The 23345-nt window shown below is 42.4% G+C and carries 18 protein-coding genes; 11 read left to right on the top strand and 7 right to left on the bottom strand.

Annotation, left to right across the window (positions count from 1 at the left end):
• Positions 1 to 65 precede the first annotated feature (65 nt).
• Positions 66 to 1406, top strand: a complete 1341-nt coding sequence (locus FQ608_RS08570) for an amidohydrolase (RefSeq protein WP_158857474.1) — start codon at positions 66 to 68, stop codon at positions 1404 to 1406.
• A 509-nt stretch (positions 1407 to 1915) separates the two neighbouring features.
• Here FQ608_RS08570 and FQ608_RS08565 read toward each other — a convergent pair.
• The 3 genes from FQ608_RS08565 to FQ608_RS08555 all read right to left on the bottom strand — a co-directional run bounded on the left by FQ608_RS08565 (position 1916) and on the right by FQ608_RS08555 (position 4178).
• Complete coding sequence (locus FQ608_RS08565) at positions 1916 to 2608, bottom strand: TIGR04283 family arsenosugar biosynthesis glycosyltransferase (protein ID WP_158857472.1); 693 nt, start codon at positions 2606 to 2608, stop codon at positions 1916 to 1918.
• Positions 2609 to 2699: 91 nt separating this feature from the next.
• Complete coding sequence (arsS, locus tag FQ608_RS08560) at positions 2700 to 3743, bottom strand: arsenosugar biosynthesis radical SAM (seleno)protein ArsS (RefSeq protein ID WP_158857470.1); 1044 nt, start codon at positions 3741 to 3743, stop codon at positions 2700 to 2702.
• 102 nt (positions 3744 to 3845) lie between these two features.
• On the bottom strand, positions 3846 to 4178 hold the full coding sequence (locus FQ608_RS08555) for an arsenosugar biosynthesis-associated peroxidase-like protein (protein WP_158857468.1): 333 nt from the start codon (positions 4176 to 4178) through the stop codon (positions 3846 to 3848).
• Between the two features lie 299 nt (positions 4179 to 4477).
• On the opposite strand from FQ608_RS08555, the gene FQ608_RS08550 reads away from it, so the two are divergent.
• Positions 4478 to 4663 (top strand): hypothetical protein, encoded by a 186-nt coding sequence (locus FQ608_RS08550; protein ID WP_158857466.1) that lies wholly within the window; start codon positions 4478 to 4480, stop codon positions 4661 to 4663.
• Positions 4664 to 4888: 225 nt separating this feature from the next.
• On the opposite strand, the gene FQ608_RS08545 is transcribed toward FQ608_RS08550, so the two are convergent.
• Entirely contained in the window at positions 4889 to 7615 is a 2727-nt protein-coding gene (locus FQ608_RS08545; protein WP_158857464.1) for a cation-translocating P-type ATPase, read from the bottom strand.
• Between the two features lie 255 nt (positions 7616 to 7870).
• Here FQ608_RS08545 and FQ608_RS08540 point away from each other — a divergent pair, with 255 nt between their 5' ends.
• Positions 7871 to 8278, top strand: coding sequence for a hypothetical protein (locus FQ608_RS08540; protein WP_158857463.1), 408 nt, complete (start codon positions 7871 to 7873; stop codon positions 8276 to 8278).
• 249 nt (positions 8279 to 8527) lie between these two features.
• Here FQ608_RS08540 and FQ608_RS08535 read toward each other — a convergent pair whose 3' ends face one another.
• The 3 genes from FQ608_RS08535 to FQ608_RS08525 all read right to left on the bottom strand — a co-directional run bounded on the left by FQ608_RS08535 (position 8528) and on the right by FQ608_RS08525 (position 11283).
• Positions 8528 to 9196 (bottom strand): SGNH/GDSL hydrolase family protein, encoded by a 669-nt coding sequence (locus FQ608_RS08535; protein ID WP_158857461.1) that lies wholly within the window; start codon positions 9194 to 9196, stop codon positions 8528 to 8530.
• Positions 9197 to 9491: 295 nt separating this feature from the next.
• The gene (locus tag FQ608_RS08530; protein WP_158857459.1) at positions 9492 to 10034 is read right to left on the bottom strand and encodes a hypothetical protein; all 543 of its coding nucleotides are present in this window, start codon (positions 10032 to 10034) and stop codon (positions 9492 to 9494) included.
• A gap of 310 nt (positions 10035 to 10344) precedes the next feature.
• Positions 10345 to 11283, bottom strand: coding sequence for a mechanosensitive ion channel family protein (locus FQ608_RS08525; protein ID WP_158857457.1), 939 nt, complete (start codon positions 11281 to 11283; stop codon positions 10345 to 10347).
• Between the two features lie 804 nt (positions 11284 to 12087).
• Between FQ608_RS08525 and FQ608_RS08520 the strand changes: the two genes are divergently transcribed.
• The 8 genes from FQ608_RS08520 to FQ608_RS08485 all read left to right on the top strand — a co-directional run bounded on the left by FQ608_RS08520 (position 12088) and on the right by FQ608_RS08485 (position 23284).
• Positions 12088 to 12450: a HEPN domain-containing protein gene (locus FQ608_RS08520; protein ID WP_158857455.1), complete on the top strand. Its 363-nt coding sequence runs from the start codon at positions 12088 to 12090 to the stop codon at positions 12448 to 12450.
• A 130-nt stretch (positions 12451 to 12580) separates the two neighbouring features.
• Positions 12581 to 17488 (top strand): 2-oxoacid:acceptor oxidoreductase family protein, encoded by a 4908-nt coding sequence (locus tag FQ608_RS08515; protein WP_158857453.1) that lies wholly within the window; start codon positions 12581 to 12583, stop codon positions 17486 to 17488.
• 4 nt (positions 17489 to 17492) lie between these two features.
• Positions 17493 to 18842 carry an electron transport complex subunit RsxC gene (rsxC, locus tag FQ608_RS08510; protein ID WP_158857451.1) on the top strand — a complete coding sequence of 450 codons (1350 nt, stop codon included), beginning with the start codon at positions 17493 to 17495 and terminating at the stop codon, positions 18840 to 18842.
• A complete protein-coding gene (locus FQ608_RS08505; RefSeq protein ID WP_158857449.1) occupies positions 18835 to 19848 on the top strand; it encodes an RnfABCDGE type electron transport complex subunit D in 1014 nt (337 codons plus the stop codon). Before rsxC ends, FQ608_RS08505 begins: the two co-directional genes overlap by 8 nt.
• Positions 19845 to 20534 carry an FMN-binding protein gene (locus FQ608_RS08500; protein WP_158857447.1) on the top strand — a complete coding sequence of 230 codons (690 nt, stop codon included), beginning with the start codon at positions 19845 to 19847 and terminating at the stop codon, positions 20532 to 20534. Before FQ608_RS08505 ends, FQ608_RS08500 begins: the two co-directional genes overlap by 4 nt.
• Positions 20535 to 20536: 2 nt before the next feature.
• Positions 20537 to 21172 (top strand): electron transport complex subunit RsxE, encoded by a 636-nt coding sequence (rsxE, locus tag FQ608_RS08495; RefSeq protein WP_158857445.1) that lies wholly within the window; start codon positions 20537 to 20539, stop codon positions 21170 to 21172.
• Complete coding sequence (locus tag FQ608_RS08490) at positions 21169 to 21747, top strand: electron transport complex protein RnfA (RefSeq protein ID WP_158857443.1); 579 nt, start codon at positions 21169 to 21171, stop codon at positions 21745 to 21747. Before rsxE ends, FQ608_RS08490 begins: the two co-directional genes overlap by 4 nt.
• Positions 21748 to 22426: 679 nt before the next feature.
• On the top strand, positions 22427 to 23284 hold the full coding sequence (locus tag FQ608_RS08485) for a ferredoxin reductase domain-containing protein (RefSeq protein ID WP_158857441.1): 858 nt from the start codon (positions 22427 to 22429) through the stop codon (positions 23282 to 23284).
• Positions 23285 to 23345: the final 61 nt, after the last annotated feature.

Raw genomic sequence — 23345 nt, 5'->3', positions numbered from 1 at the left:
TTAGAACGAGTATCCAAAAGAGGGAATAATTTACGTTATTTGAAAAAGAATCTTACAAGAAATTTATGAAAGTTTTACTGTTTTCCCTTATCCTTTTTTCTTCCCTTATATTATTTCCGACATTTGGATTCACCCAAAATGCCGACATGTTTATTGACGAAATCTATCCGGAACTGGACCAGCTTTACAAACATCTCCACCAAAACCCCGAACTATCACTGCAGGAGAAGGAGACTTCGGCAAGAATTGCATCTGAGCTAAAAAGTTTGGGCTATCAGGTGACGGAAAATGTGGGGAGCTACGGTGTGGTTGGCGTACTTGAAAATGGGGCGGGGCCAGTCCTACTGATCCGTGCGGATATGGATGCCTTACCCATGGAAGAAAAAACAGGCCTCCCTTACGCTTCCACCAAGAAAGGAATTTCAAATGACGGAAAGGAAACCTATATCGCGCATTCTTGCGGACATGATATACACATGTCAGTCTTTGTGGGAACAGCCAAAATGATGGTGGAGTACAAAAATGCGTGGAGCGGTACCCTACTGATGGTTGGTCAGCCCTCCGAAGAAAACGGTCTGGGTGCATCGAATATGATGAAGGACGGTTTGTATGAGCGATTTCCCCATCCAGACTATGCCATTGCGCTACACGATGACCCCTTTCTTCCCGCAGGTATGCTTGGTTACAAAGCAGGTGCCCTGATGGCGGGAGTGGACATGATGAATGTGACAGTCTATGGACAGGGCGCACATGGGGCTGCGCCACACAAAGGTATTGACCCGATTGTCCTCAGTTCACAGATGATACAAGCCTATCAAACTATTGTCAGCAGGACAATTGCGCCGACGGATCCGGCGGTAGTGACGGTTGGGTCTATTCACGGAGGGACAGTGCACAATATCATCCCCGATGAGGTCGTGATGCAGTTGACGCTGAGGTCTTACTCTCCGGAAGTAAGGGAAGTGCTGCTTTCCAGCGTGAAACGTATCAGTGAAAATCTTGCTAGGGCGGCAGGCTTGCCCGAAGACAAAATGCCGACCTATTGGGTCAGAGATCCCCATACGCCAGCACTAATCAACGATGCCGACTTGACGGGTCGCATGGCGGAAGTGTTCAAAAATAGCTTTGGGGATGATAAAGTCACAGAAGTGGAGGCCCAGATGATCGGTGAGGATTTCAGCCGCTTTGGATTGCAGGAAAGGAAGATACCCATTACGATGTTTTACTTGGGGGCTTCGGACCCCGCGTTTTTGGAAAAAGCCGAACGGGAAGGACTGGAAATCCCGGGACTGCACAGCCCCTATTTCGCACCCTTGCACGAACCTACTATTAAAACGGGGGTGAAGGCGATGGGGATGTTTGCGATGGATATTCTTAAAAAAAATGATATTGATGGGAGAAAATGATATTGATAGATATTGGATATTTATTGATTATAGAAATATAGTTGAAATATGGCCTACGGCCGAAATATTATTTTTGATAGTTGTTGATATTATTTTAAAATATGGAGGAAATCGGAGCGAAGCGTAGACCCTGAGGAGCGTAGCGGATCAGGGTATGGCCTAGTGGCCGAAATATAATTTTTGATATTTGTGGATACTGGATATTAATTGATACTTGCCTATCGGCAGGATATTGGTAGATATTAGAAATATTGCATGGCGGAGATCCCGGAGAGCGATAACGTCTACTTCCTGTTGTTGTATTTGGCATATTAGTTTTAGCCGGAAGATTTTTAATCAACTAGAATTGCAATGCAAAAACTGACCCCAGCCGGGGTCAAATGTGGGTAGAAAAATCGCCAATGATATCCCAATATCTAATATCCATGAATATCAATAGGAGTGTCAACTTTATGGAATTACAACGAATATCCCAATATCCAATAGTATCAATCGCGGAAAGATTGAATTTATCTATACACCAACAACCTCGAGTATAAAAATTTCAACCTTATAGGCGAAATTTTATAATGAAATAGAACAATCATAAGCAGATTAACCAACTGTACCCTTATCCAGGAATTTGACTTGTATTTTCTAGCGGAAACGGTGATTTTTTTTGGGATGACATGGAAACGGTATTTCTTTTTCAGCCTTCGGACAAATTCAAAATCTTCCATAATGCAGTAGCTTTCATCAAACCCGCCCAACGCCTCAAAAACATCCCTTTTGACAAACAAAGTCTGATCCCCACCCCCTGAGAGTAGTCCGTTGAATTGGGTAAACCAGGAGTTTACTTTCAGAAGCCGACTTTCAGAATCAAAGGAATAAGCAAAGCAACCCGACGGAACTCCACTGTCAACAGTCTTTGTGATATCGGTAAAAAATGAGGGTAATACACGGGTATCCGCATGGACGAAATACAGGATTTCACCCGAGGCTCGATTGGCTCCCAGGTTCATCTGACAGGCCCTCGACCGTTCCTTGGATTGCAGCACTTGCACTCCTAGATTTTGTGCTACCTGCAATGAATCATCTTTGCTTCCACCATCCACCACAATCACCTCAAATTTGTTTCTCTGCTTATGAGCGAGAAAGAAGGGTATCATTTCAACTAAGTTTTTTGCCTCATTCAAAACAGGTATAATAACACTCAGTTTCATAAAAAGGTAGAATTGGCATCAATGTTTTTTGGTAGAGTTGCCTTGATACTAAAAAGATGGATCGCTGAATTTCCCCCTTCCTACATCGAGTTTAAGCCGTGGCTCCCCCACAACTTGACCCCGCCCCAGCCGTACAGCCGAAGCAATGCTGGTTGACGACGATATTCCTATTTTTTAAAGCACTATGGTTCCAATCCGATATGTGCTGGCTCTGCGGTGTTTCCACTTTCAGATCCAACATCTGGTTGAAATCACAATCGTACAAGTACCCATCCCAACCGACAGAAATTGTAGTTCGGCACATCACATTGGCAGCCGCAGTGGGATTGTAGGATTCGATCAGTTTTTCCATATATCCTTCATAATTTTCGCTACGGATAAGGTATTCCAAAAACCTGCTGATGGGAACATTGGTAATGGTGAACAGTGAATTGAAATTGATATTAAAATTGGATTTCAGTTTCTTTTTGAATTCTGCTTCAAGGCCTGCCTGAGCGGCTGGAAGGAAGGCACCGGAAGGATTATATACCAAATTTAATATCAAATCGCTATTTTCCATGCCATAGCCTATATCATTCAACATGCGGAGTGCTTGAATGGATTTTTCAAATACTCCATCTCCACGTTGGGAATCAGTTTTGGCCGCGGAGAAGTAGGGTAGGGAAGAAACTACTTCTACCTGATTCGCTTTGAAAAATTCAGGAAGATCACGGTATTTTGGATTGGCCAGAATAATAGTCAGATTACATCGGACGATAATATTGATATCCGGGCTGATGCTGCGGATGTTGCTTACAAACCAGCGGAACTCCGGGTTCATTTCCGGAGCCCCTCCGGTGAGGTCTAGGGATTTGATGTGGTTGTTTTCGATCACGGCTAGGCATTGCTCCATAATATCCCGTGTCATTATTTCCTTCCTGTCAGGCCCCGCATCCACATGGCAATGTTTGCAAACCTGATTGCACATCTTTCCCATATTGATTTGCATGGTCTCGATTTGCACAGGCTTTAGGGGAAACAAATTGGTTTCCTCCAGCTTTTGGACAAAACTGACTCCAAAATCGGGGGATTCCAGTAAGTCTATTTCGTATTGGGAATTAGATAAAGGGTGATTCTGCGCTTTTAATGATTTCATTAGACAAATAGTTGGTTGGCGGGAATACCGCCTTTTTAAAACTGGGCTCCGGTATGAGACCCGGTCAAACGAATTTAAGCAATTCTTACTTTCGTGCCTTTTTCACATGGACAGTTCCTTTACTTTATTCATCATTTGGGTGCTGTGGACTAAAGACGCACCCCCGCGGATAGCGGCAGCCACATGTACCGCTTCCATCATCTGTTCCTCGTCACATCCTTTTTCCATGGTATCCACCGTATAGGCATCTATGCAATAGGGACATTGGATAGCATGGGCTACCGCCAAGGCTATCAGTGATTTTTCCCGGGCTGTCAATGCTCCTTCCTTAAAAACCTCTCCGTAATAATCAAAGAATTTATCTGCTAGTGGCTTTTGGAACTCTCCGATTTTACCGAATTTCTTAAGGTCTTCTGGATTATAATATGTCTTCATTTTTTCTAGTGATTTACGTTAACTTTAAATGTATTGGATTTACGTCTAAATTCAAACCAATCTTTAGCGGCATTAGTTTTTAAATTGATTTTGAACGGATTTTAATTTTCCGATATTTTTGCAGGCCTTCGTAGATTCGAAAAGCTTTTCTTTTTCATTTTCTACTGATTCTGGGATTTACCTGATTTTGGTCGCCTGTATGTTTCAATCAAAATCATAGTCTTGAAAATATGGACAATAGGTTTCCGCCGATATTGGCAGTATTTTTGAACAGTTGAAGAAAACACATAAGATAAGGTATGAACTTAAAGCGTATTTTTGGCCCCCTATTGACTATTTTAGGAATAGTTGGATTGATTTATGGTGCCTATCTTTTTCTTAATGAGGAGCCTGCATGGCGAATGATAACTGTTTCACTTGTGTTGGGCTTGATTTTCTTCAGCAGTGGTCTGGGCCTAATTAAAGGAACTCAAGATAAGAGTTAGTCAAGTGGTAAATAATGATATATTGTGAGGTAAAGTTCACGGCCAGCTTATTTTGCCCACCCTCGATCCAGTTGGCGTAATCGTTGTGGTCGTACGGATGTATTGTTATACTCGTATTTACAGTACTTTTTCCTAATAGAAATTGGTCAACAAAAGCTTCCACCTCGGGATACTGCTCAGCTGGTAATTACATCAATTACCAGGTTATCAGAATTGGTTAATTTTTTATAAAACATTCTCAGGATTTTTATTGGATTTTTTCTCCATACTGTATCTGATTCCTTTTTCAATTGAGATGATCACGAATAGAGTAACGGCAGCTCCTAAAATCCGTAGCCAGGAATTAAGTTCCAGGGGAGTGGAACTAAACAAGGTATTCATCCAAGGTGAATATACAAACAGCAGTTGGAAAAACAGCATCCCAGCAATCCCCACATAAATCCACACATTCGAAAAGAAACCAATATCCTTGAGGGGCCGGACCAGGGAGCGGCAATTCAGCAAATAGGCAGATTCCAACATGACAAAGACGGTGGTAGCTACTGTTTGGCCGTAGGAAAATGAATGCCCCAGGGATTTGACTTCGTACAAATAAAGCCCAAAAGCAGCGCCCATCATCAGAATGCCGACCAATATGGTGCGCATGATTAAATCCCTTGTCAGAATGGGGAGATCCGCAGGCCGTGGAGGTCTGTCCATAATTCCCGGTTCTTTAGGCTCAAATGCCAACATCAAGCCTAAGAATATGGCTGTAGTCATATTGATCCAAAGTAATTGCACGGGTAAAATAGGTAATTGGACGCCAATAAGGACTGCCGCCAAAATCACCAATCCCTCACCTAGATTGGTTGGAAGTGTCCATGCGATAAATTTTGTAAGGTTATCGAAAACGCCACGCCCCTCTTCGACAGCGCCTTCAATGGAAGAAAAATTGTCGTCTGTCAGCACCATGTCAGAAGCATCTTTGGCTACGTCTGTTCCGGTAATGCCCATGGCAACCCCAATATTAGCCTGTTTGAGTGCTGGACCGTCGTTTACTCCGTCTCCTGTCATAGCCACAATTTTCCCTTTACCCTGTAGTGCTTTTACCAGCCTTAGTTTTTGATCAGGAGAAACTCTTGCAAACACAGCTACCGAATTGGCCGTTTTGGAAAAAGAATCGTCGTCAAGTTGCTGAAGTTCTTTCCCGGTGATCGCAACCAGTTTGGTGCCTGTTTTCTTTCCTTCTAGCCCGATTTCTGCGGCAATCGTTGCGGCAGTCAACGCATGATCTCCGGTTATCATTTTCACGTCTATGCCCGCCTTTTGGCATAGAGCCACAGCTTCAATAACTTCCTTTCTCGGCGGATCAATCATTCCCTGTAACCCCAAAAATATCAGATCAGAAGCTGTATCCGTGTGGCTAAGTTCCTTCAATTCTTTGCATGGCTTTTTTATGGCAAATGCCAAAACACGTAGACCTTTTTCCGCCATTTTCTCAACGCAGGATAAGATGGCGTCTTTATCCAATGCTATCAGATCGTCGGTGGAGTTGTAACGCTGCGAGCACCTTTCCAGCAGAGCCTCCGCTGCACCTTTTATAAACAGGATGTGCTCCTCCCCACCGTGTAAGGTGGCCATGTACTGGTATTCGGATTCAAAGGGGATGGTACTAATTCGAGGGTATTTTTCCTCAAGTTTTTCTAGACTATAATTTCCTTTTTGCGCTGATACTAATAAAGCCCCTTCTGTGGGATCACCTTCAATTACCCAAAATCCTTCCTTCTTTTTGAGGAGGCTATCGTTACATAGTGCACCCGCTTTGAGACAAAGCGAGAGTGCCAAGAAGGACTCCGGATGAATTGTAGAATCTTCGAGTTTAATTTTGCCTTCTGGGTTATATCCTAGACCTGTTACAGTAAAAAACCTTTCCCCATCGAAAAGCTGTTGCACTGTCATTTGATTTTCCGTCAACGTACCGGTTTTATCGGAACAGATGACATTGGTGCTGCCTAAGGTCTCCACAGCAACCAACTTTCGGATGATAGCCTTTCTTTTTGCCATTTTGGAAACTCCCAAGGCTAGCATAATCGTAACGGCAACAGGTAATCCTTCAGGAATCGACCCGACTGCAAGGGCTACGGAGACCATGAAAATATCACCAAAAGATTCCCCACGTAAAAATCCTATAACTATAACTATTCCTGCGAGGCCTAAAATCACCCAAAGTAGGAGGCGGCTGAAAGACGCTATTTTTTTGGTCAGTGGTGTCTCTAAATCCTCGGCACTGGCAATCGACTGCTGGATTTCTCCTACCTGCGTATCATCCCCTGTTGCCACGACTATTCCTTTGCCTTGGCCATAGGTGATGTTTGTTGATGAAAATCCCACGGAAAACCTGTCGCCTATTAAATTTTCCTCAGGTACTGGATCGGTTTGTTTCTCCACGGCTACTGATTCACCCGTCAACGCGGACTCATCAACTTTCAAGTCCCTGACTTCAAACAACCGAATGTCAGCAGGGATCTTATCGCCTGACTTTAAAATTACAATGTCTCCCGGCACAAGTTCTGCGGCATCTATTTCATGCTTTTTTCCTTGGCGGAGGACGGTAGCTTTTGCAGTCATTTGTTTGGACAGGGCATTGATTGCCCTTAATGCCTTGGATTCTTGTATAAACCCAATAATGGCATTGACCAAAACGACAGCAAAAATAACAGCTGAATCGATATACTCCTCCAAGAAAATGGTCACCACCGTTGCGGCAAGCAGAATATAAATCAAAGGTTGATGGAACTGCAGCAAAAAGCGTATAAAGGCGGATTGTTTTTCTTTGGGGGTGATGCTGTTTTTTCCGTAGGTTTCGATTCGTTTATGTGCTTCCTCCGAATCAAGTCCCCTATGGATATGGACCTTTAGTAAATCCGCTACCTTTTCAATTTCTAAATGGTGCCACTGGTGTTCATTTTTCATATGATAGGTGTTGACTTTACTATGAACTTGGCTATTCTGGGCTTGATGGTTTAGAATGCCTTAATTTAATAGATAGCGGTAAATAATTTAGCGTTTTCTGCATATAACTTTTTGGATGATATTTCTATGATGTTAAACAGTCTCAGCTTATAGCCCAAAAAGGCTTTCGCAGATGATGAGTGTATTTCAGTTTAAACCTATTTTTGAGAATCTACGTTAAAAAAAAGATTCTGTTTTAAATAAAAGTATTTGGCTATGAATAAATTAATACTAATTAGTTTTGGATTAATATGTAATTCATTGGCTTGTTTTGGCCAAAATTCATTTAAGTTGCACGGGATGCCAAGTGTCGTTGGGACAATACCAGCCTTTCTGGATAACCCTTTGTTTGGTTTCGAAAAAATAGGCAATGTTCCAGAAGTTGAGAATAGTTCAGGAGCCATTGTACAATATGAACTAATTTTATCTTTCAAACCTGAGATTGTCGAAATACCCCATATTCCCGACGTCAGTTTTTCCGATGGTTCGAATATGCCCATCATTGACCTTTCAAAAGGCTATTCTTCCAATTTTCCAATTAAAGAATTCTCAAAAGATTTCCGGTCTAATATGCCGATTACGGATCTAAGAGGACCAAATTTAATAATTTTCCCAGAAGATTAATTAAAGTCAGTAGGAAAAGGTCCAATGTGCTTTCAAGCCTTCTCTCATTTTTTCATCAAAAGTTGAAAAGGTAATATGGATCTATTCTTCCAGTTGATTTTTTTATTTAAATAGTTATTTTAAAGGGAGGTGAAAGGATTTTGCGACTAAACATTTGTTGCCGTTAGAAATAATGAGAAGAGTAAAATTGTTTTAATGTGTTTCACCGAACAGCAAAAATCAAAAAAGTAAGGGAGCGTACTTTTGTCCTTACAAAGCCTCAATGGTAGCGTTGTATAGCAATTCAGCTATGTTTTGCATCCCTAAATCTGATGGGTGCCCGGCAACCTCCCTGTTTTCAAATAGATCAAATGAGAAATAACTTAGATTATGGTGGAAATCCGTCGTTGGAACAAATAGGTAATCGTTGTCGTCAGCAACTTGTTGTTGAATAGATTCCTTTACTAGATGTTCCCAAACCATGCCCGTGATGATAACTTTGGTTTCAGAATGCTTAAAATGGTTTATCATGTCAGTCAAAGCGCTATAGTATTCATCAGTATTTCCAACGTTTTCTCCGAGACGGACAATAAACACATCATATGATTTACTGGAAATGTCAACGTATTGATTTAAATCATACGTGAAATCTACTTCCCAGTGACCGATATTTTTTGCATCGACCTCTACTGAGGTATATTTGCCGGAGTCAGTTAACAATTTTGAATATATACGGTAAAAATCCTTTTCAGGGGCAGATGCTGCCATTCCCCAATCCCCATACCAGCCAATATTCGGTGCAGGTGCATGTTGTAAGATGGAATTTCCTACTATTAATACGCTAATATCTTTACGAAATTGCTGGTTTTCATCCTGGTCAGAACAAGACAAAAGAAGAATTCCTAAAATTCCAAATGTGATCTTAACAAAAATTTTCATCAGTATTGGATTCAAAAATTTAATTATTGTAATAGCCCTGAAGAATTAAAATTCGTCATATATCAACCGGAAACAATGCTCGAACTTTATTCAGTTTTTTATAGTCGAATCCGGATTGGGTTCAACTTTCAAAAATTGGAAATATTTTTAACAGTACGATAAGTTTTTCCCGTAAATAATTACAAAAAACAAAAAAGCCTGCTCAGATAGATTTGAGCAGGCTTGGCACTTTTAAAATACCAATTAATTAGTTTGGATTATTTGTTCTACCAGGAGTGCTTCCACCTGGAGTTGTTCAATTGTTATCGTCTCCTCGGACATCAGCACGGATTCTTTCGTACCTCGTTCTCATGTCATTCCCCAATTTCTCGAAATTATCTTCTAACCAGTCTATACTTTCTTTGACAGTGTCATCCATGTCGTCGGAAGTATTTCTGTTAGCGGTGTTTACATCTGCAGTACCTGCAGCCGTTCTTCCTTCTCTCCATGTTTCTACCCGTTGGATATGCATCTCTGAAGTTTGGGTCATTTCAACCTCTTTCTTCTTGCCCTCAATTTTGGCCTCTTCATATTTGGCTTTGATTTCTCTCAGATCTTCGAGATCTTTATCCTCCGCATTCATATAGGCAGTCTCCGCCCGTTGCTCAAGGGTATTGTACCTGTTGTCAAGCGCAGTCCAATTATGGCCCGTTCTGTCGTCAGCTACTCTATCAACGGAATCTACGAAGCTTTTAAGGTCATCTTTAGCTTCTTTTCTTTCGTTATCACGTTGGCTATTGTCGCATGATATCATCATCAACAATGCTCCGCTTAAAATCATTAAATTAGTTGTCTTCATAATCTGTTAATCTGTTGGTTTTTTTAAATTGATTACTCTCCTGACAACACAATTCACTTACCAATTTAGAATTTATTCTATTTGCAATCTCAAAACCGCTTACATAACGTCAATTCCAAGTTTTTAGCCAGATGAAAAAAACGCCCAGTCATTAGCCACATGTAATATATTTGGTGATAATTCCACACTTTTGGGATTTATTTGCCCATTAAGTAATAAATATAAGTAAAAAAACCACAGAATATATTACCGGGACTAAGTCCTAGTCTAATTTAGGTTGTGGTTTAATTGATAGAACCGACACTAATCCTTAATTATTTTCATTGGCGGTGGAAGAGATAGATTTAGCAGCTGACAATCCGGATTCTTTAATTTCTTCCTTGAAGGTGACACCTCCTTTTATACCGAAATCCAACGTACGGATTGGAAATGGAATCATAATTCCGTTCTCGTCAAATGCTTTTTTGAGCGCTTTGATTGCAAAATTCTTAGCTCCTACAAAAGCCTTGTTCTCTTTGGTGTAATCCAGCCAAATATTTGCCGTGAAATTAATAGAGCTGTCCCCAAATTCAACCCAGTGAATGGTTATGTCTTCACCGTTTATTCTGCCTGGAGTGTTTTCCAATGTCTCCATCACAATTTTTTCCACTTTTTCCAAATCATCACCATAGCTTACACCACATTCTACCCGCAGTCTTCGTTGGCCTCCTTCTGTGAAATTGGTAAAGTCATCTTCAAATAGAAAGCGGTTGGGGACGTATACCACTGGCCCGTCAAAGGTTTTAACCTTCGTTACTCGAAGGCTAATGTCTATCACATTTCCCATGATACCATTATTGGTTTCTATCACGTCTCCTATAGCGAAAGGATGATTAAATGTGATATATATCCCCGACATAAAGTTGGCTGCAGTATCTTGAAATGCAAACCCCAATGCCAGACCGATTATACCAAGACCAGCCAGTATAGAGGCCACCGTCCCGGAAAGATTCAAAATTGACAGTGCTATCATTATTCCGACAACTAAAACGACGAAAAATAAAATCCTCCCCAGAAACCCTGAAATGGTCTTGTCGACATGAAAACGGATCATCTGTTTCTTTGCGAAAGTGCTGAGAAACTTTGCCGCAAAATAGCCTAAAATGATAATTATTATGGCCAAGCCAAGGTTTGGAAGCATCCTTACAAATGCTATTGCCCAGCCTTCAAGTTTGTCAAATAGTGCATTTAATAATTCTCCTGTATTCATAATTGGTTTTTGTTTTTTTCTATAATTTGGTTTACTTAATTATTTTCATTCCAAAACGACCCTAAAATAATAGCATTTTCAATTTAGCTCAAGGTATCCATAGACCTCCATGAAAATTTTGAATTTGACTAAATCGATATCTTTAAAATGCAGAATGAGTTCGAAGTCTGATATTTATTTTAATATATTGACATATATCGCCATTCTCCCTTCCCCCATAGCTTTGGAATTAATCTTAATATACCCTGTAAGCGCTATCTCTTCGACCTCCCCAATGCTCATATTTGCTCCATATAAACTAAAATTGTCGACATAAATATCCGCGAAAAAGAACTAAAAAAAACCTAGCCCTAGGACATGGTAATTTCCTACATCAGTTCACTTTTTTATTTCAGCCAAACCTATATTATTTCTTACACTAATTTCAACAACTATGCCATAGGGGCAGAATTTGTTTTTATCTGGATTCTTCCGTTTTCCCGATGTTGAGCGTTCATGTCCCATTCTTGAAAAAAAGTTGGTAATTATCGTACATAAAACCCCTTTAATCTGCCCAAAAAAATTCACCAAAAGCATTTATACAGCGTAGTTATTCCGTAAATTCGTGAAGTGCGTGTCGTCAGTTCTATTTAATATCCTATCGGCATCTTAAGATTGTATAAAAACTAATTTCACTGAAAAATTGGATTGATTCATATCATGCGATACAGTGACCTAGATCATGATTTTTTGGGAAAAATAGAAATATCTTGAATATTGAAACTACATATTTTGAATCATAACGAAAATCTAAAATTCTCCATCATGCATTCCACCAAATTTCAATCCACTCTTTCTGAAGCCGATGAGATGCTCCACCAGGCCAAAGAGGAACTTTGTCGTCCCGAAGAGGACGTGGTTCATTACAATGTCTGTAAACATGCCTACAAGGCTATAGAAAAATACATGACAGGATACCTGATTCATCATGGTGTACATATCCTTCATTCAAACCATATCAAGGATTTATTGGGTCAATGTCGAAAAATTGATAAAAAATTCAATGACTTAAACTTTGATCAGGTAATCAGTGCCGAGGACCCTGAAAAACTGATGATGAACCTGCATACTGCGCAGACATTCATATTTCTAGCGGAAAAAACTAGGGGTTTTGTTGCCGAAAAATAATGTAGTTCAGGTCTGTTGTTTTCTACTTCAAAACAATCCTTTCATTCTGCACTAGGTACCGTCTGCGCAACGTGGGATGAAATTCCTAAAGTTTTAATCCGTTTTATAAGTCCAACTGCGAGACAACGTTATGGAAAATAAAAACAATCAATTTAAATATCCAGGTACAAGAGTTGCCTTAGATGGCAACACTGCTGTCGCCATGTGCGAGCGCGAATCCTCAGATGCAGCAGGTGCCTTTCCCATTACCCCATCCACCCAAATGGGGGAATACTGGGCGGAAGCAGCCGCCATCGGCCATCTAAACATCTCGGATAGGCCCTTGATTTTTATTGAACCTGAAGGTGAACATGCAGCGGCGGCAGTAACTGCCGGACTTTCCATGACAGGGTTACGTGCAGCAAACTTTTCCTCAGGGCAGGGAATTGCCTATATGCATGAATCATTATATGCGGCTGTGGGCAAAAGACTGACATATATTCTCAACATCGGTGCCCGGGCCATGACCAAATCCACACTCAACGTACATGCGGGCCACGATGATTACCATGCCATTGATGACACTGGATTTTTTCAGTTTTTTGCCAAAAACGCTCAGACCGTCGCTGACCTCAATATCATTTCCCACCACATAGCTGAATTGGCCTTAAATCCCGGTATTGTTGCCCAAGATGGATTTTTGACGACTCACCTGATTGAATCCTTAATGCTGCCCGAGCGGGATTTGATCAAAGAATTTCTTGGCCGTCCTGATGACATCATCAATACCCCAACGCCTTCACAAAGAATGATTTATGGTGAAATGAGGAGAAGAATACCTGAGATTTGGGATGTGGATAATCCCATGATGGCAGGAATTGTCCAAAACCAAGACTCCTATATGCAGAGTGTGGCTGCCCAGCGTCCCTTTTTCTTCGACCATATCAAAGAATTGACAGATCAATCTTTTGAAGATTACTACAAATTGACCGGAAGGAAATATGAAAGGGTAATGACCTACAAAGTCGAAGATGCAGATTACCTGATTCTTGGACAGGGCAGCGTTGTTCCCAGTGCGCAGGCTGTAGTGGATTATTTGAGAAAAACCCGAAGTCTTAGGGTAGGGGTGGTGGATTTGGTGATGTTCCGACCATTTCCCGCAGATCTTTTAGGCCATATCCTAAAAGGTCGAAAGGGAGTAACAATTCTTGAAAGGTTAGACCAGCCATTGGCGGAAGATTCTCCTATCATGCGGGAAACACGGGCAGTAATTTCCAAGTGTATTGAAAACGGTAACTTCAAAAAAGACAGACCCTATCCTGAATTGGCTACATACACTTCCGGTGATATGCCCCCCTTATATACAGGGTCATTTGGAATGGGAAGCCGTGACCTTCAGCCAGAGGGGATTATTGGGGCAATAGAGAATATGCTTCCAAATGGTAAGCACAAAACAAGATTCTATTTGTCCATAGATTTTATCAGGGAGAATGCCTTCACGCCAAAACAAAGAGCCCATCAGGAAACCATTCTCGAATCCTACCCCTTGGTAAAAGATCTGGCTGTGCACGGCTCCGAAAACCCCAACCTGATGCCCAAAGGTGCCATAACGGTAAGATTCCACTCTGTAGGTGGCTGGGGTGCCATTACAACAGGTAAAAACTTGGCCATCACGCTTTTTGAATTATTGGGATATGACATCAAAGCAAACCCCAAATATGGCTCTGAAAAGAAAGGCCAACCTACTACGTACTACCTTGCCGCCGCTCCCGAACCGATCAAGATCAACTGTGAATACTACTTCGTGGATGTGGTTCTTTCTCCCGACCCTAATGTATTTAAGCATACCAATGCCCTGGCAGGTTTAAAAAAGGGGGGAACCTTTATCATTCAAAGTGAGCGGAATACTGCCGATGAAGTTTGGATGGATATACCGAAACATTACCAAAAACTGATCATCGACAATGAAATCAGAATTTTTTATGTGGATGGGTTTAAAATTGCCAGAGAGGAAGCTACAGATCCTGAACTGCAGTTGAGGATGCAGGGGATTGCCTTTCAGGGTGCTTTCTTCGCTGCTTCCCCATTGATGGAGAAAGCAGGACTCACCGATGTGGCATTATTGAAAGCCATCGAAGACCAATTACAACATAAGTTTGGTGGCAAAGGCCAACGGGTGGTCGATGACAACCTGCGTGTCGTAAAGCGTGGTTTTGATGAAGTGTATGAAATCAAAAACAAGGTTGTTGGTGCCCAAACAGAAAAAACGAATGGGCAATTGATAGCCACTATCCCAAGCATTCTCAAAACGACCCCTCAGAGTGAATCCAAGCTGAGTGATATCCACCGGTTCTGGGAGCAGACCGGTAATTTCTACCTGACAGGTCAGGGCAATGACAATCTCACCGATCCATTTATTGGATTGAGCGTGATGCCTGCCGCATCTTCCTTATTCAGAGACATGACAGGAATTCGGTTTGAGCATCCGGAATGGGTGCCAAACAATTGTACTGCCTGCGGCGACTGTTACACCGTTTGCCCAGATACCGCCATCCCTGGGTTGGTCTCTGAGTTGTCCGATGTCTTGGATACAATCTTAAAGCGGGTGAAAAAGAATCACGATAAACTGGAGTTTTTGCCCAAAACCGTCAAACAATTAGAGCCTAAAGTGCGCACACTTTTCAATGAACCCCATAATGGAGCCACGGTCAATAACCTCATTAATGAAGCCATTGACGAGGTGATCGCCCAAGAAACAAAAGACTCCCCGCTTTCAACCGAGTTGGAATGGTTCAGGGATGAGCTTGGTGATTTCCATTTTGCCTTAACCAGGCCCTATTATGATCTGCATGAGAAAAAGGAACCCAACAGCGGAGGTTTGTTCAGCATCACGGTAAATCCAAATACCTGTAAAGGCTGTATGGAATGTGTTCAAGTCTGTAATGATGATGCGTTGAGAATCGTGAAGCAGACGGATGAGTCTGTTGGCCGACTTCGCAAGGAATGGAGTGTGTGGAGTGACCTTCCCAATACCCCTAAAAAATTCAACCGTGTTGATGATTTGGAAGAAAAGATCGGTCCGTTGGAAACCATCTTGTTAGATAAAAATGCCTATCAAAGTTTTGCCAGTGGAGATGGGGCCTGCTTGGGTTGTTCCGAAAAATCCGTGGTTCACCTGTTTATGGCTACCGTAGAATCTTTAATGATGCCAAGGGTAGAAAAACATGTGGTTTACCTTGAAGAATTGATCGAAAAACTGGAAAAACATATTCAGTTGAAGCTCATGAATACTGTGAATATTCTGGACACCAACATGATGTCCAGAATTATGGCAGAAATGCACGGTGGGGATCTGACCATGGCAGAAATAGCCAGTAGAATGGAAACTGAAAAAGGTTCATCTCCCATTGATCAGGAATGGCTGAGTGAGACCACGCAACTGCTTACCGGACTAAAACACCTGCATTGGAAATATACCAAAGGAACCACCGGAAAAGGGCGCTCAACGATGGGGATGTCGAATGCAACAGGCTGTACTTCTGTTTGGGGCAGTACTTATCCCTATAACCCCTATCCATTCCCTTGGGCAAACCACCTCTTTCAGGACAGCACCTCCATGGCAATGGGGATATTTGAAGGCCACATGTCCAAAATGGCCGATGGCTTCAAACTTATCCGAAAAGCTGAATTGGAGATAAATGGCAATTATAATGCCCGTGAGCAGAAAGAGTTCTTTACCTATTTCAACTGGGGACAGTTTACCGATGAAGAATGGAAATTGTGCCCACCTGTAGTTGCCTTGGGCGGGGACGGTGCCATGTACGATATTGGTTTTCAAAACCTGTCAAGAATGATGGCTTCAGGCAAGCCTATCAAAGTAGTGGTGGTAGATACCCAAGTATATTCCAATACCGGAGGACAGGCATGTACCTCTGGGTTTATCGGACAGGTTTCTGATATGGCCCAGTTTGGCAAAGTATGGAAAGGAAAACCTGAACCCAGAAAAGAAATTGGATTGATAGCAATGGCGCATAGAAATACCTATGTACTTCAAGGCACCTTGGCCAATACAAGTCAGATGATTGAAGGCTTCATAGATGGTCTGATGACCAAACGTCCTGCTTTGTTCAACCTGTATACCACGTGCCAACCCGAACATGGTGTAGCAGATGATATGGGTGCGCATCAGGCAAAATTGGCGGTTGAATCCAGGGCTTATCCGCTATTCCGGTACAACCCTGACAAAGGAGTCACTCCTGAGGAAGCCTTTGACTTGGAAGGTAATCCGGCCATGCATCAAAACTGGCCGACCTACCAACTCAAATACATTGAAAACAACCGTGAAAAAACCATGGAGGTTGCCATGACATTTGCGGATTTTGCCCTGACAGAAGCACGCTTTAGAAAGCATTTCCGAAATGCTCCCCGTGATACATGGAACGAAAACATGGTGGTGTTGGAAGAGTTTTTGGAAATGGAAAAAAGCGAAAGAGATGGCAAATTCCCATTCATCTGGGCGGTTGACAGAAAGCAGCATCTTACAAGGGTTTTAGTATCCAAGACGATGGTGGAATCCTGTGAAGAGCGACGAGATTTCTGGATCATGCTCAAAGCCATTGCCGGAGTAAAACCTGAAAAAACAATGCCTGTTGAGGATCTGGAAAGTAAAGTGAGGGCAGAAGTAATAGGAAGAATAGCAAAGGGTCTGATGAAAATGGCAGGTGATGATGGTGCGGGAATTATGGATTTGGCCGTTGAAGGGGAAAAACCTGAAGCGGCCAAACCATCCGATGCCGGATCCAATGGCCAATATATGTCACCATGGTTAGAAACAGAGTTCTGTACCTCATGCGATGAATGCATCAAGTTGAATCCCAATATTTTCCAATATAACAACGATAAAAAAGCTTTTATCAAAGACCCCAATGCGGGACCGTATCAGGATTTGGTAAAAGCAGCCGAAAAATGTACAGCCGGTGTTATTCATCCCGGATTGCCGGCTGATAAAAGTGCAGCTGATATCGATAAATGGATCAAAAGAGGCGAAAAATTCAATTAATACCGTGCTGACCTCACTGAAAAATAGTTTTAAACACGGTGTCCATCCGCCCGAAAACAAGGAGGAGACAAATGGACTGCCCATCAGGCAGTTTCCATTTGCCCCTTTGATTATTCTGCCAATGCAGCAGCATATCGGCAATCCTTCCCAAATAATTGTCAAGGAAGGGCAGGAGGTATCAAGGGGACAATTGCTGGCAAAAGCCAATGGGTATATGTCTGTTCCCATGCATTCCCCGGTGTCGGGCAACATCAGGAAAATTGCGGATGTTCTACTTATTTCCGGTCAAACTTCACCGGGCATTTACCTGGAACCATTTCCTTATTCAGGTCAGGAAGTAGTGGTAGGCAAACCAATATCCCTTGACGCAAGTCCCGAGGAAATCCTGAAAGGTATTCAGGATGCCGGGATTGTCGGCTTGGGAGGCGCTGCTTTTCCTACCCATGTCAAACTCAAAATTCCGGAGGGAAAAACCTGCGACCACCTTATCATCAATGGAATTGAATGTGAACCCTACCTGACCACAGATCATCGGGTCATGTTGGAGCAAGCGGATGATATTTTCACAGGAATCAGGTATTTATTGAGAGTCACCGACGCCAAGGAGGTTATCATAGGCATAGAAGCCAATAAACAAGATGCAGCAGATCATCTTACATCCAAGGTCCCTACGGATTTACCGGTTAAAGTACAGGTAGTTCCGGTGAAATATCCACAAGGGGCAGAGAAAATGCTGATCACGGCTTTGTTGGGCAAAGAAGTCCCTTCGGGAGGATTGCCCATAGAAGTCAATGCCGTGGTGGTGAATGTTGCCACCACGGCGGAAATTGGTAGACTATTGCCCCATGGCCAAGGCATACAGGAACGAGTGATTACCATCACCGGACCCGGTGTCAAGAAAAAAGGAAATTACCTGATCCCCATCGGAACGCCATTGCGCTATGTGTTGGAACAAGTTGGCGCTGTTGATAACATCAGCGAAGTATATATGGGAGGTCCAATGATGGGCGTATCCGCATCAAGTCTGGATATTTCGATTGTAAAAGGAACTTCAGGTATCGTTGTCTTTGGAGATAATGAGGTGAGGAAAGTGGGTAAAATCTACCCTTGCATCAAATGCAGTGCCTGCGTAGATGCTTGTCCTATTTTCCTGAATCCTTCCAAGCTTGGAATTCTGGCGAAATTCGAGGCCTATGATACCATGGCAGATGAGTATAATTTGATGGATTGCTTCGAATGTGGCTCCTGTTCCTACGTCTGTCCCTCAAACATTCCTTTGGTGCAGTATTTTCGCCTTTCCAAAGCATTAGTTAGAAAAAAAAAATCAGCTAAACAGCAGAAATCAAATGCTTAGCAAGACCCTTCATATCAGCACCTCACCTCACATCAACAAAGGTGTGTCCACAGACATGATTATGAAAAATGTGGTCTATGCCTTGATACCAGTTGCTTTGTTTTCAGTATATGCATTTGGGATTAATGCATTTTTGGTCGTTAATACTTCAGTCATTGCGTGTGTTTTTACCGAACACTTGTTGTGCAGGTGGTCAAATCAGGAAAGTACTATTTCGGATTGGTCGGCTATCATTACCGGCCTTCTTTTGGGATTAACTTTGCCGCCGATTTTCCCGCTTTGGATGACTTTCCTTGGAGGTGTCATGGCCATAGCTTTGGGCAAATTTGTCTTTGGAGGCTTGGGCTATAATGCCTTTAATCCCGCCTTGGTGGGTAGGGCCATCTTACAGGCCGCATTTCCTGTGGCCATCACTACCTGGCATCCTTCCTTTTTGGAAGATCGCTTTGTCAGTATTTCCAACGCTGTCTTGGCATTTCCTTTTGCAAAACCTATAGTAGACGGAATCTCCGGTGCAACGCCCCTTTCAGCATTCAAATTTGACCATGTCGCCACGGACAGCACAGACCTTGCCTTGGGATTGATCAGTGGCTCTACTGGTGAAACCTGTTCTTGGCTGATAGCATTGGGGGGTGTGTATTTGATTTATAAGAAAATGATGAACTGGCGTATTCCGGTCACTATTCTAACATCGGTTTTCGTTTTAAGCGGAATCCTGTATCTATTTGATAACCAAATTTACCCTTCACCAATGTTTATGCTCTTCTCAGGAGGACTGATGCTTGGGGCTGTATTTATGGCAACCGATATGGTGGGTTCGCCCATCACACCTTTGGGAATAGTCATTTATGGGATATTTATTGGAGTTCTTGTGGTAGTCATCCGAATATGGGGAGGTCTTCCGGAAGGCGTGATGTATGCCATTTTGTTGGGAAATGCCCTTACTCCTCAGATTGATAGTATCATCAGGCCAAAAGTATATGGGACTAAAAAAGCAATGTTATGAACCAATATGAAAATATAAAAAAAGGGACAACAGGAAGCAGCAAAAAAATGCTGATTGCCATGGTAGGTATAGGTGTTTTCTGTGCCTTATTGATTGTTTTGACTTATGAGGGTACCAAAGAAAGAATTGGAACCCTCAAAGATGAAGCGTTGGAAAAGGCAGTTTTCAACGTTTTGCCCGGAATCACAAAGACGAGAATTTATGAAATGACGTCAGAGGGGACTTTTATTCCATCGGATGGATTGGACCGAAGCAAGACGGTGGTCTATGCAGGTTTTGATCATAGCGATACTTTCAAAGGAGTCGCCATTGAAGCAAGTGGGCAGGGTTATGCCGATGTCATCCGCATATTGTATGGCTATGACCCATTTTCACAGACAGTAGTGGGCTTTTATGTGCTGGAAAGTAAAGAGACTCCGGGGTTGGGTGATAGGATTGGAAAGGATGCAAACTTCCAGTCCAATTTCAAAGCACTATCTGTCAAACTCACTCCAGATTTAACCCAAATTGAAAATAAGGTAATTCCGGTCAAGGAGGGTGGTAAGAGCCAACCTTGGGAAGTGGAAGGCATCACCGGTGCCACCATTTCTTCCCGTACTGTCGGTAATATATTGGGTGAAAGTACCGCCATCATGGTTCCCTTGATTTACCATCAAAGGGATAGTTTTAATGTCAATTCAGACTAGAGATGAGCGCAGGGATAACAAAAAATCCGCAAATCAAAGCTGTGCCGAGCTCCACCGATGAATTTATCAAAGGGCTTTGGCGTGATAATCCTGTGTTTGTGCAGGTCTTGGGCATGTGTCCAGTTTTGGCAGTTTCCAACACAGCGCAAAATGCACTTGCCATGGGATTGGCCACCGCCTTTGTTCTGCTGATGTCGAATATACTGGTAGCTTCTTTGCGAAATTTCATTCCTAAACAGGTACGGATTGCTTCCTACATTTTGATCATCGCCACTTTCGTGACCATTGTAGATTATGCTATTCAGGCCATCAGTGTAGATTTGCACAAAAACCTGGGTGCCTTTATTTCCCTGATTGTTGTCAACTGTCTAATCTTGAGCAGGGCGGAAGCTTTTGCCTCAAAAAACACCATCGGGAAGTCCATCATGGATGCCTTGGGTATGGGGGTAGGGTTTGTCTTTGCGCTGTTTTGCTTGGGTGCAGTCCGTGAAATTCTCGGTAACGGGACCTTCTTTGACATATCCCTATTTCCAGATTCATTCCAGGAATGGATCATCATGATATTGCCCGCCGGAGGGTTTTTCACTTTGGCACTTTGGCTTGTACTGTTCAACATCTATAAAATTAAACAAGCATGAACACGGAATCCTATTGGAGCATATTTATCAATGCCAGTTTGGTCAACAACTTCGTTTTGGCCTATTTCCTGGGTATTTGTCCTTTTATGGGTGTTTCCGGAAAAATGGAAACTGCCAGCAAAATGGGAGGGGCCGTCACCTTTGTAATGCTTATAAGTTCAGTATGCGCTTATGGCATTCATGCCTTGTTGGTCGCCATCAATGCCCCTTTTCTCCAATTGATCAGCTATATCGTAGTGATTGCTTCCACGGTACAATTGGTTGAGATGTTTATCAAGAAAATGAGTCCGGCCTTGTTCAGGGCCTTGGGGATTTTCCTTCCACTGATTACCACCAACTGTGCCATATTGGGTTTGGCGTTGTTCCAAACCAACAAGGGATATGATCTTTCCCAAAGTCTGGTGTATGCCCTTGGAGCTGGTGCAGGTTTTACGCTTGCCCTTCTCTTGATGGCTGGCATCAGGGAGCAGTTGGAATTTGCGGAGGTACCCAATGTGGTGAAAGGAACCGCCATTACATTGCTGGTAGCTGGGATACTGTCGTTGACATTTATGGGATTTTCTGGATTAGGTTAATAAAAAAAAACTGACAGGTTTAAAGAACAGAAAGCATTAAGAAAATCAATGAAATGTAAAAACCTGTCAGGTTTCTACCTTCAAGAATTAAGTTGACAAAGTAAGATTAATAATACATTGACATGGAAACACTACTGACATATGCAATTGGAATCGGGGCGATAGTCGTCATGATGCTCGCTTGGGTTTGGGTACAGTCCCGGTGGAGGGATACATTTTCGGAAAACATCTCCGATGAGGATGTTCTGGCCGAAAGAAGAAGCTGCGGAAACTGTGGTTGTGTGAAAGTGTGTAAGAAGGAGTTCAAAGTCGATAGTTGATGGTCGACAGTTGGCAGTTTTCAAAAAAAGTAAACAATAGTGGGCAAATGAAACGAACAGGAAGTCAATTTATCACTGCCAGAAAGGAAATAGAAAAAAGAAATGCATTCAGGCACCTCCGGTCTTCGGTCTTCCGAGGCTGTGTGAAAAGACTAATTATAAAAACTTTCAACGTACAATAATTTGTTTCAATAAATTATTTCAGTTATGATGAAATAAAATATCAATAAATCATTAAAATCCTCTGCGTAATTCTGCGAGATCAGCGGGAGATTTTGTTTTTACACAGTCTCTTCCGTCTTCTGTCTTCCCACCAGAATAACTTAAAATAAAAATCTAAACATCTAAATAGCATAACAATGTCCCATCTGTCAGACCTCAATACAAAGCAACAATACAAGGCCAAGGTGAAAAAATCAGAGCGCCTTACCCCTGCCAACACTGAAGAAATACGTGAGATTGTACTTGAAGTCGGTAGTCCGGAATTCAAGGTTAAGGTGGACCAAAGTTTTGGTGTCCTGGTGCGGCATGAAAGTGACTTTGGCAACGCATTTCACCATCGTTTGTACAGCGTGGCGGACCTTCCCGAGACAAAAAACGGCAATGCCAATATAACCATGTTGGTCAAACGCTGTTCCTATGTGGATGATTTCAGTGGGGAACTGTACCATGGCGTGAGTTCAAATTACCTCTGCGACCGCCAAATCGGAGATGAAATTACCATCACGGGACCTTTTGAACTGCCATTTAAAGTTCCTGTCGATAAAAATTCCAACCTGATCTTGATAGGAATGGGAACAGGCATCGCACCTTTCCGTGCTTTTGTCAAGCACATCTATAGCGAAGTAGGAGACTGGAAGGGAAAGATCAGGTTGTTTTATGGGGCAAAAAGCGGGTTGGAACTGCTGTACCTCAATGACAAAGACGGAGACCTGACCAATTATTACGATGAAGCTACTTTCGAGGCTTTCCATGCTCTGAGTCCCCGGCCACATTGGGAGGATCCGATTTCATTGGATGCTGCCATTGAGGATAGGGCGGAGGAAATCCTGGAGCTGCTGAACTATTCCAACACCTACATCTACATCGCAGGATATGAAAAAGTAAAGGAGAACCTCAACAAGGCATTTATCAACATCATGGGCTCCAAGGAAAAATGGGACAACCGAAAAGCCGAACTGATAGCCGGGAAAAAATGGGCGGAGGTGATTTATTAGGGGAATGTATTTCCTTTTAAAGAATAATTTCAATCCCACTAAAAAAAGTCAGTACCAAGTT

Source organism: Lunatibacter salilacus (assembly GCF_009797935.1).
In the GTDB taxonomy this organism is placed as follows: domain Bacteria; phylum Bacteroidota; class Bacteroidia; order Cytophagales; family Cyclobacteriaceae; genus Lunatibacter; species Lunatibacter salilacus.
This window is presented reverse-complemented; position numbering and strand designations above follow the sequence as displayed.

What these genes read in the sequence shown, in the direction of transcription:
- FQ608_RS08570 (WP_158857474.1), top strand. Translation starts at nt 66, where the DNA reads ATGAAAGTTTTACTGTTTTCCCTTATCCTTTTTTCTTCCCTTATATTA.
- FQ608_RS08565 (WP_158857472.1), bottom strand. Translation starts at nt 2,608, where the DNA reads ATGAAACTGAGTGTTATTATACCTGTTTTGAATGAGGCAAAAAACTTA.
- arsS (WP_158857470.1), bottom strand. Translation starts at nt 3,743, where the DNA reads ATGAAATCATTAAAAGCGCAGAATCACCCTTTATCTAATTCCCAATAC.
- FQ608_RS08555 (WP_158857468.1), bottom strand. Translation starts at nt 4,178, where the DNA reads ATGAAGACATATTATAATCCAGAAGACCTTAAGAAATTCGGTAAAATC.
- FQ608_RS08550 (WP_158857466.1), top strand. Translation starts at nt 4,478, where the DNA reads ATGAACTTAAAGCGTATTTTTGGCCCCCTATTGACTATTTTAGGAATA.
- FQ608_RS08545 (WP_158857464.1), bottom strand. Translation starts at nt 7,615, where the DNA reads ATGAAAAATGAACACCAGTGGCACCATTTAGAAATTGAAAAGGTAGCG.
- FQ608_RS08540 (WP_158857463.1), top strand. Translation starts at nt 7,871, where the DNA reads ATGAATAAATTAATACTAATTAGTTTTGGATTAATATGTAATTCATTG.
- FQ608_RS08535 (WP_158857461.1), bottom strand. Translation starts at nt 9,196, where the DNA reads ATGAAAATTTTTGTTAAGATCACATTTGGAATTTTAGGAATTCTTCTT.
- FQ608_RS08530 (WP_158857459.1), bottom strand. Translation starts at nt 10,034, where the DNA reads ATGAAGACAACTAATTTAATGATTTTAAGCGGAGCATTGTTGATGATG.
- FQ608_RS08525 (WP_158857457.1), bottom strand. Translation starts at nt 11,283, where the DNA reads ATGAATACAGGAGAATTATTAAATGCACTATTTGACAAACTTGAAGGC.
- FQ608_RS08520 (WP_158857455.1), top strand. Translation starts at nt 12,088, where the DNA reads ATGCATTCCACCAAATTTCAATCCACTCTTTCTGAAGCCGATGAGATG.
- FQ608_RS08515 (WP_158857453.1), top strand. Translation starts at nt 12,581, where the DNA reads ATGGAAAATAAAAACAATCAATTTAAATATCCAGGTACAAGAGTTGCC.
- FQ608_RS08505 (WP_158857449.1), top strand. Translation starts at nt 18,835, where the DNA reads ATGCTTAGCAAGACCCTTCATATCAGCACCTCACCTCACATCAACAAA.
- FQ608_RS08500 (WP_158857447.1), top strand. Translation starts at nt 19,845, where the DNA reads ATGAACCAATATGAAAATATAAAAAAAGGGACAACAGGAAGCAGCAAA.
- rsxE (WP_158857445.1), top strand. Translation starts at nt 20,537, where the DNA reads ATGAGCGCAGGGATAACAAAAAATCCGCAAATCAAAGCTGTGCCGAGC.
- FQ608_RS08490 (WP_158857443.1), top strand. Translation starts at nt 21,169, where the DNA reads ATGAACACGGAATCCTATTGGAGCATATTTATCAATGCCAGTTTGGTC.
- FQ608_RS08485 (WP_158857441.1), top strand. Translation starts at nt 22,427, where the DNA reads ATGTCCCATCTGTCAGACCTCAATACAAAGCAACAATACAAGGCCAAG.